The following is a 17,181-nucleotide window of genomic DNA, read 5'->3' on the forward strand; positions in this document are numbered from 1 at the left end:
GACAAGTCCTACAGGCATCGCCTACTTGCCTGACTTCTTTCCCGATTGATCCCCCGCACAGTTCCCGCGCCTAACTTTTGCGCGAGGGAACGCTCATGTTTGACCCGCTGAACCCATCCACTTCGCACCTGCGCGTGCGCTGATGGACGCCATCAACCGCATCGAGCAAGCACTCGACAGTTTTCCCGGCACCCTCAGTCTCTACCGCCAGCAATTTGAGCATTGGGCCAGTCGCACCGCCGACTCGGTCAGCCATGCGGCGGATCTGCCATCGCTGATGGGCATGGAGCGGGTCATTCGCTTCGGCGAACACGGCACCACCGTCAGCAGCACAGATAGCGAGTTTTTCTCGGGCGTCGTGCAGTGTCCGCAGGGCGGGGTGATGCAGATCGAGAGCAAGTTCGAGTCGGTCTACGACATTGCCCTTGGCAACATTGAAGTCGATGTGATCGCCATGGACGGTGGCGAAGCGACGCCGGTGACCCTTGATGCACAAGGCAAGGGGTCGTTCGAAGGCACGCCGGGCAAGTTCTACCGGGTGCAGGTGCACAGCGAAGTCACGCCGGGTCAGCTCGACGATCTTTTCAAAGCCTACGGCGGCCTTACCCGCGAACTGGACGGCTGGCTGCGCAGCGAATGGCAAGGCTTCAGGCCACAGTGGTCGCAGTCCGTGGCGACGGCAGCCGGCAACGGCCTGCTGGCCGGCAGTTGGGCGGCGATCGAGGGCGTCTGGGACAGCATCGGCCTGCTTTCTGACATCTTGCGGGACCCCGGGGCGTTTGTTGAGCGACTGGGCAGCGGCGCGACCGAGTTGATGGAACTGGCTACCACGGCGCCTGAGCTGATGGAAAAGCTGCAGTTGCTGGTCAGTGACGAAGCGGCGCTGTGTTTGCTGCTGCGCACGGCCAGCCTTTGGCTGGAGATGTTGCCGCCCGGTGAGATCGCCAGCAAAACCGCCGAAGCCGCATCAATGATGATGGTGCAGTTGCTCATCGATGTGCTGATCGGCGTGGTCCTGACGTTCGCCAGTGGTGGCGCGGGCATTGCCTATCTGAGCCTGCGCCTGGCCGACCGCGCCGTGCAATTGCTCGCGGCGGTGAAGCGTCTGGTCCAGGCCGTTTTCGGCATCGTCAGCGCCTTCATTGGTTATGTCGACCACTACAAGCGTGTCGCCGCTCGCGGTATCGCTGCCGGGGTGAAAAAAGGCCGGATGCAATTGCGCTGGGATGCCAAGCGCAACACCACGCTGAAGAAAGACGAACCGCACGACGACTCACCCCATCAAGCGAAAAACCCCAACGGCGACAGCGCCGATTGCGTATTGCGCACCTGCACCAATGGTTGCCCGGTGTCGATGGTTACCGGCGAAGAGCTGCTGACGCTGACCGACGCGGTGCTTGATGGTGTGCTGTCGTTTGAGTTCAGCCGTTTGTATCGCTCGAGCGCCGTCGAAATCGATATCGGCCTGGGGTTTGGCTGGAGCCATTCGCTGACGCATCGGCTGGAGTTTGAGGGCGACTTTGTTGTTTGGGTCGATCACGAAAACCGGCGTACGCGGTTTCCGTTGCCCAGTGCGACCCGGCCGGCGATTCACAACAGTCTGTCGCGGGCGGCGATTTTTCTTGGCGACGAACCGGAAGAGCTGATTCTGGCGCTGGCCGGGGAAGCGGCGCGGTTTTATCACTTTCGCGCCGGGCGGCTGACGGCGATCAGTGATGTGTATGGCAACCGCTTGTGTGTTGTTCGCGATCGTCATGACCGTATCAGCCGTTTAGAAAACGGTGCCGGTCGGGCTTTGTCGCTGCGTTATGACCGCGCGCAGTTGGTTGGCGTGGATTATCAGGTTTTTCAGCATGCGGAATGGGTGACTGAGCAAACCCTCGTCAGTTACCGCTTCGACGCTTATCAAAATCTGATCGAAGCCACCAACGCGGTCGGCGACAGCGAGCGTTACGACTACGACGACGCTCACGTCATCCTGCAGCGGCAATTGGCCGGTGGCGCGAGCTTCTTCTGGGAGTGGGAACGCTCCGGCAAGGCTGCACGTTGCGTCAGGCACTGGGCCTCGTTCTCGCAGATGAACACCCGCTACGTCTGGGCCGACGACGGCAGCGTCGCGGTGCAGTACGTCGATGGCACCGAAGAAACCTACGTCCACGACGAGCGCGCGCGGCTGGTGCGCAAGGTCGAGGCGGATGGCGGCGAACACCTCAAGGCCTATGACGCTGAAGGCCGCTTGATCGCCGAACAGGACCCGCTCGGCGCCGTCACCGAGTACCGCTACGACGAGGTCGGACGGCTGATTGCGCTGATTCCGCCGGACGACGCGCCAACGTCCTACGAGTACCGCAACGGTTTCCTCTACCGGCGCACCCGCGGCGATGCGGTGTGGATCTACCGGCGCAACGCCGAGGGTGATGTCACCGAAGCGGTCGATCCCGACGGTCAGGTCACCCATTACTACTACAACGTGCGCGGGCAACTGCTGTCGATCCGCTACCCGGACAGCAGCCGCCATAAGCTGGTGTGGAATCCGCTCGGTCAGTTGACCGAAGAAACCCTGCCCGATGGCGGTGTGCGACGCTTTTCCTACGACGCACTGGGGCGACGGACGACCACGGCTGACGAACACGGCGCCGTCACCCGCCAGCAATGGGACGCCGTTGGCCGACTGATCCAGACGACATTTCCTACCGGCAGCACCCGCGCTTACAGCTACGGCGCCTACGGCCAGGTGACCGCCGAGCGCGACGAACTCGGGCGCATCACCCGTTACGAGTACGACGATGACCTGCACCTGGTTTCACGGCGGATCAACCCCGACGGCACGCAGGTGCAGTACCGCTACGACCACGCGCAACTGCTGCTCACCGAGATCGAAAACGAGTCGGGAGAAAAATACCGGCTGGACTACACGCCGAGCGGATTGATCCGACAGGAAACCGGGTTTGATGGGCGGCGCACCGCGTATGTCTATGACCTGAACGGGCATCTGCTGGAGAAGGCCGAGTTTGGCGATGACGGCTCGCAGCTGGTCACCACCTATAAGCGCGATGCGGCCGGACGCTTGCTGGTCAAGACCCTGCCCGATGGCATCAAGGTTGAATATGCCTACGACCGCCTCGGCCGTCTGATCGCCGTCGATGACGGCCACAACCACCCACTGGCCTTTGAATACGACCGCCAGGATCGGCTGATCACCGAGCACCAGGGCTGGGGCACCCTGCGTTACGCCTATGACGCCTGCGGCCAGCTCAAACGTCTGCGCCTGCCGGACAACAGCAAACTCGATTACCACTACGCCAAGGGCGGCGCGCTGAGCGCGATCGACCTCAACGGCACGCCGCTGACCCGTCACGTCTACCAGTTCGGCCGCGAAGTGCAGCGCCAGCAAGGCCTGCTGCTCAGCGAATATGCCTACGACGAACAGGGAAGATTGCTCGCCCACGCCGTAGGCCATCAGCGCGATTCGCTCTACCGTCGCGACTATGCCTACAGCGCCAACGGCAACCTCGCCCACATCGCCGACAGCCGCCACGGCCAACGCACCTACGGCTACGACGCCCTCGACCGACTGATCCGCGTCCGCCATTCGCGCGACGAACTGCCGGAATCCTTCGCCCACGACCCGGCCGGCAACCTGCTCATGCAGGACCGCCCCGGCCCGAGCCAGGTCAAAGGCAACCGCCTGCTGATGCAGGGCGACCGTCATTACGACTACGACGCCTTCGGCAACCTGATCCGCGAACGCCGCGGCAAAGCACAAACACTCGTCACCGAATACCGCTACGACAGCCAGCATCGCCTGATCGGCCTGACCCGCCCGGATGGCCAGACCGCCACCTATCAATACGACGCCTTCGGCCGGCGCATCCGCAAAACCGTCGACGGCCAGACCACCGAATTTTTCTGGCAAGGCGACCAGATCGTCGCCGAAAGCAGCGAGAACGAATACCGCAGCTACGTCTACGAACCCGGCACCTTCCGCCCGCTGGCGCTGCTCGACGGCAAAGGCCCGAAAAAAGCCTGCCCGTTCTACTACCAGCTCGACCACCTCGGCACGCCGCAAGAACTCACCGACTACGGCGGCGACATCGTCTGGTCCGCGCAATACGACGCCTACGGCAAAACCGCCGCGCTGACCCTCGCCGGCGACGACTACCTGAACCAGCCGCTGCGCTTTCAGGGGCAGTACTTCGATGCCGAAAGCGGATTGCATTACAACCGCCACCGGTATTACGACCCGAGGCTGGGGCGGTACCTGACGCCGGACCCGATCAAGCTGGCGGGTGGGTTGAATCAGTACCAGTACGTGCCGAACCCGACGGGGTGGGTGGATCCGTTGGGGTTGAACTCCAACTGCCCGCCGCCGGGAAAGCCCGGTTGCGAGGTGCCGGGTGGTATTGGTGGGGCTAGGGTTGATGAGGGTGAGCCTGCGCTGCCGAAGATAACAGCGGAGCAGCGTAGGGCGAGAATTGATGAGTTGGCTGAGGAAAATGCAAAGCGACGTGTGAACGAGTACGAAAGAATCTATGACATGCATACTGTGAAAAAACATGGTTCGGAAATTTCTGATTCGACTCTCAAACAGAGAGCGATCAACGGAGCGGATCCTCATACCGGGGAGGTGCCGAAAGGTGCCAAAGGTAATCTAAGCTCACAGTTCCATAGTTGGCGCATGCATTTGGGAGCCTTAAATAAAGCGATGACAAAGGATAAAAACGGATTGATTAAGCATACGGGAAAAGATCAGAAGAAAAATCCAATAGTTAGGTTGGAACTGCCTGGAGCCGGACGCGGATACAAACCGAACAAAAAAGATGCAGAAAAACCGGGGCTTAACGAAACTATGAATTGGTTTGAGGTTAAATTCGACAAGGTAAATACACAGGAGCCCTTCACAGGCTACCCTGCGGAGGGTAAATGATGCTGAAGGACCCATTTTTAAATGAGCTTTTTGTACCTGACTTGATGTGGTTCGTTGGTGTATTTGATGTTTATGATAGAGAAGAGTCCAAGGGTGTAGAGCTCGGGAATTATGATCCGAATGATGAAGTTGATAGAGGTGTGCTAATAGCTAAATATTGCCTAAATCAACCTTATTTTTCACATAGGCACAAGCTGGCTCTCATTGAAAATCTAGAGGCTGCGCTTGAAGATCCGAACTTCGACTTTCAAGGAATATTCGAAATAGATGAATGTGAGGCAAATAGCTGGCCGCGTGAGGAATGGTATTTATTAGAAAGTCCACGCGGTTTTTTTCACGATGTCTATCAACTAGCGAAAGAAATTTGGAAAGAGGATCTGTTGATGGCAGCTAGTGAGGATAGGTCGGCTTGGTGAACTAAAAACGAAGTCAACGTTGGCCGATTAGCTGTGCTGGATGGACGTCGGAAGTGGCAAGGCTATCAAGCAAATGCACGCTATATCCCGGAACATTCTTCGCATGATGCTTCGCCTGCGAAGCCATCTCCGCCAGCTGGCTCGCATCCAGTTCCGCGCAGGCTTCCGGGCGAAGGTGCACCACCCCAATCGATAACGACAACAACGCAAACTCTTGTCGCACGCCCTGGCGATTCGGGGCGATAAAACAGCCCGCCTCAAGATGCTCAGGCCGGTAAAAGCGTCGGCACTGGCTCTGAAAATCATCAAGCAACTGATTGAGGCGTTTGCGCCAATCCTCTGGGCCGAGGACGAGGAGGAAGTCGTCGCCGCCGATGTGGCCGACGAAGTCGCGGGTGGGGTCGATGCGTTCGTTGAGGCATTGGGCGAGGCAGAGCAGGACTTCGTCGCCGCGGCCGTAGCCGTAGATGTCGTTGAAGGGTTTGAAGCTGTCGATGTCGACGTAGCAGATGATCGACTCGCGGCCTTGCTGCAGCAGGCGGGTCAGGCACTGCTGAATCGGTACGTTGCCGGGCAGCAAGGTCAGTGGGTTGGCGTAGCGGGCCTGCTGGATTTTCAGTTCGGTGATCAGCTTGAGCACGTCGATCACTCGGCCGAGGCCGAGGTAGCTGCCGTTGAGGGTGATGATGAAGTCTTCTTCGATGCGTTGGCGGGCGCGGCTGGTGATCAAGCGGCTGACTTGTTGCAGCGACTGGCTCATTTCCACGGCGAGGAAGTCGTCGCTCATCAGGCGGCTGATGGGTTTGCGTGCGAACAGGTCGGTGGCGAAAGGCTTGAGCAGAGCGTCGGACAACGAATGACGGTGGACGATGCCGGCGGGTTGGCCTTGTTCGTCGAGTACCGCGAGTGAGTTGAGGTTGGCCTGGCGGCGGAACGCTTCGAGTACGGTGGCGGTCGGGGTGTCGCGGTGAACCGCCGGTTGCTCGTTGAGCAGGGCGCTGAGGTCGCTGCCTTCGTCGTTCAGCGCTACGGCGCTGCTGTCGTGTTTTGGCATCAAGGCGCGGGCGTCGCGTGATGGGTGTTCCTGGGGGCGACCGAGCAAATAGCCTTGCACCAGATCGACGCCCATTTCAGTCAGCACGGCGAGTTCTTCCGGCAGTTCGATGCCTTCGGCGATCACTTGTGCGCGCGAGGCTTTGGCGATTTGCAGGATCGAGCCGACGAACTCGCGTTTCAACGCATCTTGATGAATGCCATCGATGAAGTGCCGGTCGATTTTTACGTAATCCGGGCGCAGTTCAGACCACAGGCGCAGGCTCGAATACCCGGCGCCAAGGTCATCCAGCGCAATGGAAAAACCCATGGCCCGGTAATGATGCAGGGCGGTTTGCAGCAACTGGAAATCGTCGATGGGTGTCTGTTCGGTCAGTTCGATGACCACCTGACTGGGCGGAATGCCGAAGTCCTGCAGCAACTGCAAGGTTCGTCCCGGCTGATGCGCCGCTTCGAGGAGAGATTCCGGCGAGACGTTGAGAAACAGTTTGCCCGGAAGCTTCTGCTCGTTGAAACGCCTGCAGGCAGATTCTCGACAGGCAATCTCCAGCTCACTCAGACGGCCGGCCTGACGCGCCACGGCGAACAGGGCAATCGGTGAGTGCAGAGGGCTGTTGGACGGGCCGCGAGTCAGGGCCTCGTAACCGAGGATGCGTCGCTCGGAGAGACTGATGATCGGCTGGAACAGGCTGTGCAAACCGCTTTGAGTCAGGATCGAGCTCAACGCGCTCAGCTGTTCGGTCGTGGTCATGGCAGTCTCTGGCGATAAAAAAAGGACCGGGAGCACTCTTGGTTTAGAGTGACTCCCGGTCCTTTATTGCACGACAGAATGATGACTGTTTGATGACGATCAGGGGATCGCCAGCATTAATTTGCCATCATTACTTCTTGGCTACCTGATTGCTCAGCTTCAGGTAATCGAGCAGTACGCGCCCGGTTTCGCTCAGGTAGGCATCGTCTTCCGGTTTGACTTTGTCCGGATCGGCTGCCGCCAGTGCGTCCTCGTCTTCTTTCTTCAGCTCTTTGAGCGGTTCTTCGCCTTTGGCCTTGCGACGCAAGTTCTCCATGGTCAGCTGTTTGGCGTCGATGTCGGCGTGCTGGGCGCGACGCTCGGCTTCGTTGAGGCTGACGGTTTTCTCTTCCATCAGTTTCTGCGCCAGCGCCAGCTTGTCGCGGATGAACACGAACTCGGCATCCTTGGCGGTGCGCGTGTCATGTTCGGACTTGAGCTGAGCCAGGTACGGCTTGAACGGATCGGCCGCTGGTTTGATCGCGGCGCGGATGGTGTCCCACGGCATGGCTTCCGGCAGCGCGCTCTCGCCGATTTCCTTGGTGTCGATCAGCGACGGGTAGTCGATGTCGGGCAGCACGCCCTGATGCTGGGTGCTCTGCCCGGAAACCCGGTAGAACTTGGCCAGGGTCAGTTTCAGTTCGCCGTGGTTCAGCGGCTGAATGGTCTGCACGGTGCCTTTACCGAAGGTCTGGCCGCCGATGATCAGCGCACGATGGTAGTCCTGCATGGCGCCGGCGAAGATCTCCGAAGCCGAGGCGGACAAGCGGTTGACCAGCAACGCCATCGGCCCTTTGTAGAACGCGCCCGGGTTTTCATCTTCCAGCACGTCGACGCGGCCATCGGCGTTACGCACGAGAACGGTCGGGCCCTTGTCGATGAACAGGCTTGTCAGCTCGGTGGCTTCCTGCAGGGAACCGCCGCCGTTGTTGCGCAGGTCGATGACCACGCCGTCGACTTTGTCTTTCTGCAGTTCGGTCAGCAGTTTCTTCACGTCGCGCGTGGTGCTCTTGTAATCCGGATCACCGGCACGGAACGCCTTGAAGTCGAGGTAAAAGGCCGGGATCTCGATCACACCGAGCTTGTAGTCCTTGCCGTCCTGTTTCAGGTTCAGCACCGACTTCTTCACGGCCTGGTCTTCGAGCTTCACCGCTTCACGGGTGATCGGCACGATCTTGGTGGTCTGGTCGTTTGGCGCATTGCTCGCCGGAATCACTTCCAGGCGCACCACGGTACCTTTCGGCCCGCGGATCAGCTTGACCACTTCGTCCAGACGCCAGCCGACCACGTCGACCATCTCTTTGTTGCCCTGGGCAACGCCAATAATCTTGTCGGCCGGGGCCACTTGCTTGGTTTTGTCAGCCGGGCCTGCCGGCACCAGACGCACGACTTTCACCTGATCGTTGTCGCTCTGTAACACGGCGCCGATGCCTTCGAGGGACAGGCTCATGTTGATGTCGAAGTTCTCCGCGTTATCCGGCGACAGATAGTTGGTGTGCGGGTCGTACGACATGGCGAAGGTGTTGATGTACGCCTGGAAGATGTCTTCCGGACGGGTCTGGTCCAGGCGCGCCAACTGGTTCTTGTAGCGCTTGGTCAGGGTTTCCTGGATCTGCTTGGGCTCTTTGCCGGCGATCTTCATCCGCAGCACTTCGTCCTTGACGCGTTTGCGCCAGAGGTCGTCGAGTTCAGCCGTGGATTTGAGCCAAGGAGCGTCCTTGCGATCGATCAGCAAGGTCTCTCTGGTGGTGAAGTCCATCTTGTCGACGCCTTTGTTCAGCTCGGCAAGGGCGAAGTCCAGACGCGCCTTGACGCGGTCCAGATAGCGCTTGTAGATGGTGAACCCGGCGTTGAGGTCGCCACTCTTGAGGAAGTCGTCGAACTGGGTTTTCCACTTGTCGAATTCAGCGATGTCGCTGGACATGAAATAGCTGCGCGACGGATCCAGCAGCTTGAGGTAGCTGTCGTAGATGATCACCGAACGCGCATCGTCCAGCGGCGGCTTGCTGTAGTGGTGACGCTTGAGCAACTCGACGACGTTCAGGCTGGCGATGACTTCATCGCGATCAGGCTGCAACTTGTCCCAGCTGTTGGCTGCGAATGTAGTGCCCGACACCGGCAACAGACCGATACCGATGAAAAGAGCGAGGGCGGTGCTGGGGAGCAGATGCTTCATGCTGATTCGACGCGGGGACAATTGATAACGCATATTAGGCCGTCTTTGAAGTCGCCGGTTCTACGAGAGCCGGTCGCATAATGCAAAAAGCCCGGCGCTACAGCTTCGGGCTCAGTCCAGACTCACTATGGAGGCACTGTGAAGGCATTGCAAGGCGTTGACGGTCAAGTGGCATGGGTTGAAGAGCCGAGTCCTACGTGCGATGTAGGACAAGTCCGTATTCGGGTGGCGGCAGCCGGCCTCAATCGCGCCGATTTATTACAAAAAGCGGGGCTGTATCCGCCTCCGCCGGGTGCCAGCCAAGTGCTCGGTCTAGAGTGTTCCGGGGTCATCAGCGAGGTCGGCGCGGGCAGCGCGTGGCAGGTTGGCGATCGGGTGTGCGCCTTGCTGGCCGGGGGCGGTATGGCTGAAGAGGTGGTTGTCGATGGGCGGCACGTGCTGCCGGTTCCCGAAAGCGTTTCGCTGATCGAAGCCGCCGCATTGCCCGAGGTTTATGCAACAGTCTGGCTGAATGTGTTTCAACTTGCGGCGCTCAAACCCGGTGAGAAAGTTCTCCTGCATGCCGGCGCCAGTGGAATCGGTTCAGCCGCCATTCAGTTGTGCAAGGCGTTTGGTAACCCGTGCTGGGTCAGCGTCGGTTCGGCCGAGCGTCTGAAGTACTGTGAGTCGTTGGGCGCGCAGGGCGGTGTGCTACGCACTGACGATCTGCAAAGTCTGCGCGATTTCGGTCCGTTCGATGTGATCCTCGATCCGGTCGGCGGCAACTATTCGGCGCTGAACCTGAAGCTGGTGGCGCTGGATGGGCGTTGGGTGCTGATCGGTCTGATGGGGGGCCGTGAGGCGAAGCTGGATCTGGCGCAGGTGCTGGCCAAGCGCGTGCAACTGCTCGGTTCGACATTGCGCAGTCGCAGTGATCAGTTCAAGGCAGATTTGCTCAGCGATCTCGGCCAGCAGGTGTGGCCGTTGTTTGCCGAAGGGCGGTTGCGTCCGCAATTGGCCAAGGCGTTTGCGGTGAAGGATGCCGAGGCGGCGTTTGCCGAGCTGGCGAGTAATACGGTGGCGGGCAAGTTGGTGTTGGTGATTGATGAAAGCCTGAGCTGACAATACAGCCCTCCTGTAGGAGTGAGCCTGCTCGCGATAGCACCGTGTCAGTCACCATCACAGTTGGCAGATAGACCGCAATCGCGAGCAGGCTCACTCCTACAGGGATCGGTTTATTTCCACAGATGGATTGGCCAACCGGATGTTTTTGCCTGCTCAAGCAGCACCGGGTCCGGGTTGACCACATGCGGAAAATCCACTTTCAGCAACAACGGCAGATCATTACGCGAGTCGGAATAGAAACTCGCGCCTTCGAGGTTCTCTTCTTCCGCATCCAGCCATTCCAGCAAGCGGGTGATCTTGCCTTCGCGGTAAGTCAGGGTGCCAACAGTGTTGCCGCTGTAAACGCCATGAGCGACTTCCAGTTCGATGGCCAATATCTCGTCGATGCCGAGGCGATCGGCGATCGGCCGCACCAGGTGCGTGCCAGACGCCGAAATCACCAGAATCCGGTCGCCGGCCTTACGGTGGGCGGCGATGGTTTTGGTCGCGTCGCTGAAGATGATCGGTTCAATGAAATCTTCCACCCACGGGCCAACCAAGTGCTCGATTTCCTCAGGGGTACGGCCAATCAAGGGTTCAAGACTGAAGGCCATATAGTCTTCCATCGCCAGATGTCCGCGCCCGTAAGCGTCCATCAGCTCCTTGTCACGCTGCATGAACGATTCGCCATCGACCCAGCCGAGGCGAACCATTTGCTCGCTCCAGAGCGAGGAGCAGTCGCCGTGAATCAACGTTTCGTCCAGATCAAAAATTGCCAGGGCCATGGGTTCTCTCCGAGAACAGCTGCAAGCTATGAGCGTTGAGCTGCAAGAATTAAAAACAGATACACCGCAGTCTACAGCTTGAAGCTTGTAGCTCGAAGCTTGCAGCTGCTCCTAAGCTACTTGGCACAGGGCGGTCGGATCGATGGAAAGTGCCAGGCGCTGACCATCGGGAAGCAGATCGGCCGCCGAGCGGTTGAGCACATCCACCACCAGTTCCACGCCGCGCGCTTCGACGCGATAGCGAATGACATTGCCCAGCAGGCTGTGGCTGCGGATCTGCGCGTCGGGTTCGCCGTTGAGGCTCAGTTCGATGGCTTCCGGGCGGATCGCGACGCGGTGGTTGATCGGCCGTTGCAGCAGCTTCGAGGCGTCCTCGGCATCGAGCAGGTTGTAATTGCCGATGAAGCCGGCGGCGAATGCATCGACCGGTGCGGTGTAGAGGGTTTCAGCGTCGCCGCTCTGGACGATCTTGCCCTGATTCATCAGGAAGATTCGATCCGACATGGTCAGCGCTTCTTCCTGATCGTGGGTGACGAAAATCGTGGTCAGGCCGAGTTCGCGCTGGATCTGTCGGATCTGCTCGCGCAGGTGTTTGCGAATCCGTGCATCGAGGGCCGACAACGGCTCATCGAGCAACAACAAACGCGGACGGGTGACCAACGAGCGGGCGAGGGCGACGCGCTGGCATTGGCCGCCTGAGAGCTGATGCGGGTAGCGACTGGCAAAGTCGTGCAGTTCAACCAGTTTCAACACCTCGGAAACGCGTTTATGGCTGTCGTCGCTATTGACCTTCTGCATGCGCAAACCGAAGGCAACGTTCTGCTCGACGGTCATGTTGGGAAACAGCGCATAGCTCTGGAACACCATGCCGATGCCGCGTTTCTGCGGGCTCAACGGGACGATGTCGACACCGTCGAGAAGGATCTGCCCGCCATCCACCGGTGTCAGCCCGGCGATGCAACGCAACAGGGTCGACTTGCCGCACCCGGACGGGCCGAGCAAGGTAACGAACTCACCCTTGTTGATCTCGCAGTTGATGTCGCTGAACACGGTGGTGCCCGCGTAGTTTTTCTGCAGGTGTTGGACGCTGACATAGCTCATTCGCTTTTGTCCTTGTTCAAGGTGTTGGCGATCCAGGTCAGGACCAGCACGAAAAGGAAATACGAGATCACCAGCGCACTGGTGAAGTGGCCGCTGCTGTTGCGCATGTTGTTCAGGTACACCTGCAGGGTTTCGTAGCGTGTGCCGACGAGGATGTTGGCGAAGACGAACTCACCGAACAGGAACGAGAACGACAGCAGCAACGCCACCATCAGGCCTTTGCGCAGGTTCGGCAGCACCACCAGGATTGCCGCTTGAAAGGTACTGGCGCCGAGCAATTGTGCGGCGTCCATCAGGTCTCGCAGGTTGATCGCTTGCAGGTTGTTGGTGATCGCCCGGTACATGAAGGGTAGCGCCACGGTGAAGTAGCAGCCGATCAAAATCCACGGCGTGCCGACCATCGCCATCGGCCCGGAGCCGTAAAGCTGCAACAGGCCCACCGAGGACACCACCGGCGGCACCGCAAAGGGCAGCAGGATCAGGATGTTCATCAGCGCATCGAGTTTCGGGAAGTGGTAATGCACCACGAACAGCAGCGGCAGGATCAGCACCACCGACAGCACCAGCGCACCGACGCACACCAGCAACGACTGGCCAAAGGCGTGCAGGAAACGCGGATCGCTCCACAGCTGGATGTACCACTTGAAGGTAAAGCCGCTGGGCAGAATGGTCGCCGACCAACTGCTGGCGATCGAATACACCAGTGTGCCGGCCAGCGGCAGCAAGAGGATCGCGAACAACAGGTACACCACGACGCGGTGGTAGAGACCGGCCGGGCCGGATTCAGCGCGAGACATGGTAGCTCCTCTTCAACAGCAGTTGATGCACGACGGTGACGATGGTCATCAGCGCCACCAGCACCACGGCCAGCGCGCTGGCCAGGTTCGGGTCGAGAGAGATATCTCCGGAAACCATTGCCGCGATTCGGATCGGCAGCACGTTGAAGTTGCCGGTGGTCAACGCATACACCGTGGCATAGGCGCCGAGGGCATTGGCCAGCAGAATCACGAACGTGCCGAGCAACGCTGGGGTCAACACCGGCAAACCGATGTGCCGCCAGAATTGCCAGCCATTGGCACCCAGCAGGGCGGCGGATTCGCGCCAGTCTTCGCGCAGCGCGTCAAAGGCCGGGTAGAGCAACAGCACGCCGAGGGGAATCTGAAAGTAGGTGTAGAGAATGATCAGGCCGGTTTTCGAGTACAGGTTGAAGTCTTGGATGATCCCCGACTGTTTCAACATGATCGTGATGCTGCCGTTGAAACCGAGCAGGATGATGAACGCGAACGCCAGCGGCACGCCGGCGAAGTTGCTGGTCATGTTGGCGAAGGCGTTGACGAAGTTGCGCAGTTTCGAGTCGACCCGACGTAGCGAATACGCACCGAGGACGGCGATCAGGATGCCAAACACGCTCGACCAGAAGCTGATCTCAAGGCTGTACTGGATCGCCTGTCGATAGAATTTCGATCCGAAAATTTTGCTGAAATTGGCCAGGCCCCAACCGGAATCTTCCGATTGCAGGCTGTTGATCATCACCCAGACAAGCGGGGCGATTTCGAAGACGATGAAGAACAGCGCGAACGGCACCAGACACAGCGCCGCCAGCCATTTGCCGCGAGTCATTGCGTTCACTTGAGCAGCTCCCGGCACACAGGTTTATCGTGGGGCACGCCGAGCAGTTCGCAGACAGTGCCGCAGATTTCGGTCTGCCTGGGGGCAGCGTTCGCGTTCAGGCTGAAGGCATCGCCGAGGACGAACAGCGGCACCTGGCGCTCTTCCGGCAGCAGGCCGTTGTGCGAGCGGTCGTTGTTCATGCCGTGGTCGGCGGTCACCAGCACTTGATAGCCGGCGTCGAGCCAGCCTTGCAGGTAATCGGCGAGAACGATGTCGGCCGAGCGCGCGCTGTTGCGATATTGCGAGCTGTCGAGGCCGTGCTTGTGCCCGGCATCGTCAATGTTCATCGGGTGGACCAGCAGGAAATTCGGCGCGTGGCGCAGGCGCAGGTTTTCCGCGTCGGCGAACAGGTGCGAATCCGGGTAGTGGTCGTTCCAGTAGAAATGCCCGTGCTGGATCGGCAGGGACGGATCGTCGGTGTGTCGATCACGCGCCGCGACGAAAGGTGAGCGGTTGTACAGCTCACTGACCCAGTGATAGGCCGCCGCCGCGGTTTTCAACCCGGCATCGCGTGCGTAGTGATAAATGCTGCGCTGACTGGACAGGCGCGAGACGTTGTTGTGAACGATGCCGCTGTCGATCGGCGGCACGCCGGTGAGAATGCATTCGTAAAGCGGTCGGGACAGGGCCGGCAGTTCGCACTCCAGTCGATAGAGCGCGGCGCGTCCTGCGCCAGCATAAGCCTGCAGATGCCCCATGGCGTGACGCGCAACCTCGTAGTTGAGGCCGTCGAGCACGACAAGGATGACGTTGTGCTTCATAGGGGCAAGAACTCCGCGAAACAGTGAATTTCAAATTCAGCCGAGATCCCCTGTAGGAGTGAGCCTGCTCGCGATAGCGGTGGTTCAGCCAACATGGTTGGTGAATGTTCGACCGCTATCGCGAGCAGGCTCGCTCCTACAGGGGGATTTGTTTCAGGTCACAGAGTGGCGATCTGAAGCCTTATTTCATCTCTACGATGACTTCCTCGTTCCACACCTGCGGCAAGGATTTGGAGGTCTTTTCCCAGGCATCGGCGTCCTTGATCGGGGTGACCTTCTTGTACTGCTCGTTCGGCAGCAGTTTGGCTTTGACGTCTTCCGGCAGTTGCAGGTGTTCGGCGCGGATCGGACGGGCGTTGCCGCGGGCGAGGTTGGTCTGGCCGGCGTCGCTGAAGATGTATTCGCGGGTCAGCTTGGCGGCGTTGGGGTTTTTCGCGTACTTGTTGATGATCGTGGTGTAGCCGGAAATCACCGAACCGTCGGACGGGATCAGCACCACGTAATCATCCGGGTTGGCCATCTTGGCTTTGTAGCTCAGGCCGTTGAAGTCCCAGACCACGCCGACTTCAATCTCGCCTTTTTCCATGGTGGCGATGGTCGGGTTGGCCATCGACAGGCGACCCTGCTTGGCGATGTCGGCGAACAGCAGCAGGGCCGGCTTGATGTTCTTCTCGTCGCCACCGTTGGCCAGTGCAGCGGCGAGTACGCCGTTGGCCGCTTGGGCGGCGGTGCTCACGTCACCGATGGACACCTTGTATTTGCCACTTTTCAGGTCAGCCCATTTGGTCGGTACTTCGGAGCCGTGCAGCAGTTTCTTGTTGACGATGAAGGCGATGGTGCCGGTGTAGGCCAGCGCCCAGTTGCCGTCCTTGTCCTTGGCCCAGTCCGGAACCTGATCCCAGGTGCTTGGCTTGTACGGTTGCACCACGCCTTGCTTGACCGCGATCGGGCCGAAGGCCGCGCCGACGTCGCCGATGTCGGCGGTGGCATTGTCTTTCTCGGCGGCGAACTTGGCGATTTCCTGCGCCGAGCTCATGTCGGTGTCGATGTGTTTCAGGCCATAGGTCTTGGCCAGGTCTTCCCAGGTGCCTTTCCAGTTGGCCCAGTCATCCGGCATGCCGACGCTGTTGACGGCGCCTTCCGCTTTGGCAGCGGCTTCGAGGGTTTTCAGATCGGTGCCGGCCGCCATGGCGGAGGTGCACAGTGCAATGGTCGAGCCTAACAGTGTTGCCAGGAAAAGCTGTTTCATTCCGAAGCTCCTTGGTCGTGTTCAACGCTGCGATTGCGGTATGTGTTGGTCTAGGTCAGCAATACCTGAGCCAATTTAAGCAGGCTGGATGACACTTTAATGTCGGCGGCGGTTTGTCCGGCCTTTTCTGTGCCCGGTATCGGCAGGTGCTCGCTAAGCGTAGACCAAGACCCGAGGCCCGGTAGGCAAGGGACTTGGCCGATGTATTGCAAGTCGTGAGGACAACCGTTGAGCAGTTTTGTCATCTGCCGGTCATCTGCACTGCCTAGGCTTGCAACATCAGCAAACGGCTTTTTGGCCGTGCGCTTTTGCCCCGAAACAGTGCTGGTCTAGTCCAGATAGGTAACGTTGATGCGTGATGAGGCAACAAAAGCGGTGACAGCGATTGGCCAAGTGTTGCAGGAGCAACTCGATCACGGCTTGCTGGCGGCGGGCAGCAAGTTGCCGGCCGAGCGCAAGCTCAGTGAGTTGTTCGGCACGACGCGGATTACCGTGCGCGAGGCGTTGTTGCAGCTGGAAGCGCAGGGGCAGATATATCGCGAGGAGCGCCGTGGCTGGTTCGTCTCGCCGCCGCGTCTGGCGTACAACCTGATGCAGCGCAGTCACTTTCACGCGATGGTCAGTGCGCAGGGGCGGGTGGCGTCGACCGAGGTGATTTCGGCACGTTTGCAGCCGGCGTCGGCGGCGGTGTGTGCGTGGTTGCAGTTGCCGGCGCTGTCGAGCGTGATTCAGATTTGCCGGTCGCGGCGCATTGATGGGCGATTGGTGTTGTATGTGGAGCACTATTTGAATCCGCAGTTTTTTCCGGGGATTCTCGAGTTCGATCTGAATCAGTCGATGACCGAGTTGTATGCGCGGCATTTTGATTTGCACTACGGGCGGGTGCGCTTCGAGATTGTGCCGACGTCATTGTCGGTGGATGCGGCGGCCGCTTTAAGGGTTTCGGTGGGGAGTCCGGGGTTGCGGATTGCTCGGGTCAATTATGATCAGCATGAGCGGTTGATTGATTGTGATCTGGAGTTTTGGCGGCATGATGCGATTCACGTTGGGGTTGATGTGATTTGATCCTTGGCGGCTTCTGGGCCGACCAGGTTCTGGTTGTTTTTGGGTGTATATCCGTTGCTTTGGGTGCTGCGGCTGGCGGTTTCGCCTGACGGCGACTTACTTTT

At 59.4% G+C, this 17,181-nt stretch carries 12 protein-coding genes; 4 read left to right on the forward strand and 8 right to left on the reverse strand.

The genetic code is table 11. The annotated features are described in order from the left end of the window. The first annotated feature begins 142 nt into the window (after window positions 1-142). Together BLU52_RS06760 and BLU52_RS06765 are read left to right on the forward strand one after the other, a co-directional pair. The gene (locus tag BLU52_RS06760) at window positions 143-4,927 is read left to right on the forward strand and encodes an RHS repeat-associated core domain-containing protein (protein WP_090282468.1); all 4,785 of its coding nucleotides are present in this window, start codon (window positions 143-145) and stop codon (window positions 4,925-4,927) included. Next, window positions 4,924-5,343 (forward strand): hypothetical protein, encoded by a 420-nt coding sequence (locus tag BLU52_RS06765; RefSeq protein ID WP_090282469.1) that lies wholly within the window; start codon window positions 4,924-4,926, stop codon window positions 5,341-5,343. Before BLU52_RS06760 ends, BLU52_RS06765 begins: the two co-directional genes overlap by 4 nt. A gap of 13 nt (window positions 5,344-5,356) precedes the next feature. Here BLU52_RS06765 and BLU52_RS06770 read toward each other — a convergent pair whose 3' ends face one another. Together BLU52_RS06770 and BLU52_RS06775 are read right to left on the reverse strand one after the other, a co-directional pair. Further along, a complete protein-coding gene (locus BLU52_RS06770; protein ID WP_090282470.1) occupies window positions 5,357-7,147 on the reverse strand; it encodes a bifunctional diguanylate cyclase/phosphodiesterase in 1,791 nt (596 codons plus the stop codon). Window positions 7,148-7,277: 130 nt separating this feature from the next. Next, window positions 7,278-9,362: a carboxy terminal-processing peptidase gene (locus tag BLU52_RS06775; protein WP_167359888.1), complete on the reverse strand. Its 2,085-nt coding sequence runs from the start codon at window positions 9,360-9,362 to the stop codon at window positions 7,278-7,280. Window positions 9,363-9,500: 138 nt separating this feature from the next. On the opposite strand from BLU52_RS06775, the gene BLU52_RS06780 reads away from it, so the two are divergent. Then, a complete protein-coding gene (locus tag BLU52_RS06780) occupies window positions 9,501-10,463 on the forward strand; it encodes a zinc-binding dehydrogenase (RefSeq protein WP_090282472.1) in 963 nt (320 codons plus the stop codon). A gap of 113 nt (window positions 10,464-10,576) precedes the next feature. Here BLU52_RS06780 and BLU52_RS06785 read toward each other — a convergent pair whose 3' ends face one another. The 6 genes from BLU52_RS06785 to BLU52_RS06810 all read right to left on the reverse strand — a co-directional run bounded on the left by BLU52_RS06785 (window position 10,577) and on the right by BLU52_RS06810 (window position 16,012). After that, the gene (locus BLU52_RS06785) at window positions 10,577-11,230 is read right to left on the reverse strand and encodes an HAD family hydrolase (protein ID WP_090282473.1); all 654 of its coding nucleotides are present in this window, start codon (window positions 11,228-11,230) and stop codon (window positions 10,577-10,579) included. 111 nt (window positions 11,231-11,341) lie between these two features. Further along, window positions 11,342-12,331, reverse strand: a complete 990-nt coding sequence (locus tag BLU52_RS06790) for an ABC transporter ATP-binding protein (protein ID WP_090282474.1) — start codon at window positions 12,329-12,331, stop codon at window positions 11,342-11,344. Further along, window positions 12,328-13,128, reverse strand: a complete 801-nt coding sequence (locus BLU52_RS06795) for an ABC transporter permease (protein WP_090282475.1) — start codon at window positions 13,126-13,128, stop codon at window positions 12,328-12,330. Before BLU52_RS06795 ends, BLU52_RS06790 begins: the two co-directional genes overlap by 4 nt. After that, complete coding sequence (locus BLU52_RS06800) at window positions 13,115-13,951, reverse strand: ABC transporter permease (RefSeq protein WP_167359925.1); 837 nt, start codon at window positions 13,949-13,951, stop codon at window positions 13,115-13,117. The genes BLU52_RS06795 and BLU52_RS06800 overlap by 14 nt, the downstream gene beginning before the upstream one ends. 5 nt (window positions 13,952-13,956) lie before the next feature. Beyond that, entirely contained in the window at window positions 13,957-14,763 is an 807-nt protein-coding gene (locus BLU52_RS06805) for an alkaline phosphatase family protein (RefSeq protein ID WP_090282477.1), read from the reverse strand. A 181-nt stretch (window positions 14,764-14,944) separates the two neighbouring features. Continuing rightward, complete coding sequence (locus BLU52_RS06810) at window positions 14,945-16,012, reverse strand: ABC transporter substrate-binding protein (protein WP_090282478.1); 1,068 nt, start codon at window positions 16,010-16,012, stop codon at window positions 14,945-14,947. Window positions 16,013-16,363: 351 nt separating this feature from the next. Here BLU52_RS06810 and BLU52_RS06815 point away from each other — a divergent pair, with 351 nt between their 5' ends. Beyond that, complete coding sequence (locus BLU52_RS06815; RefSeq protein WP_090282479.1) at window positions 16,364-17,077, forward strand: UTRA domain-containing protein; 714 nt, start codon at window positions 16,364-16,366, stop codon at window positions 17,075-17,077. Window positions 17,078-17,181 lie beyond the last annotated feature (104 nt).

The sequence above is a fragment of the Pseudomonas granadensis genome (assembly GCF_900105485.1).
GTDB lineage: Bacteria > Pseudomonadota > Gammaproteobacteria > Pseudomonadales > Pseudomonadaceae > Aquipseudomonas > Aquipseudomonas granadensis.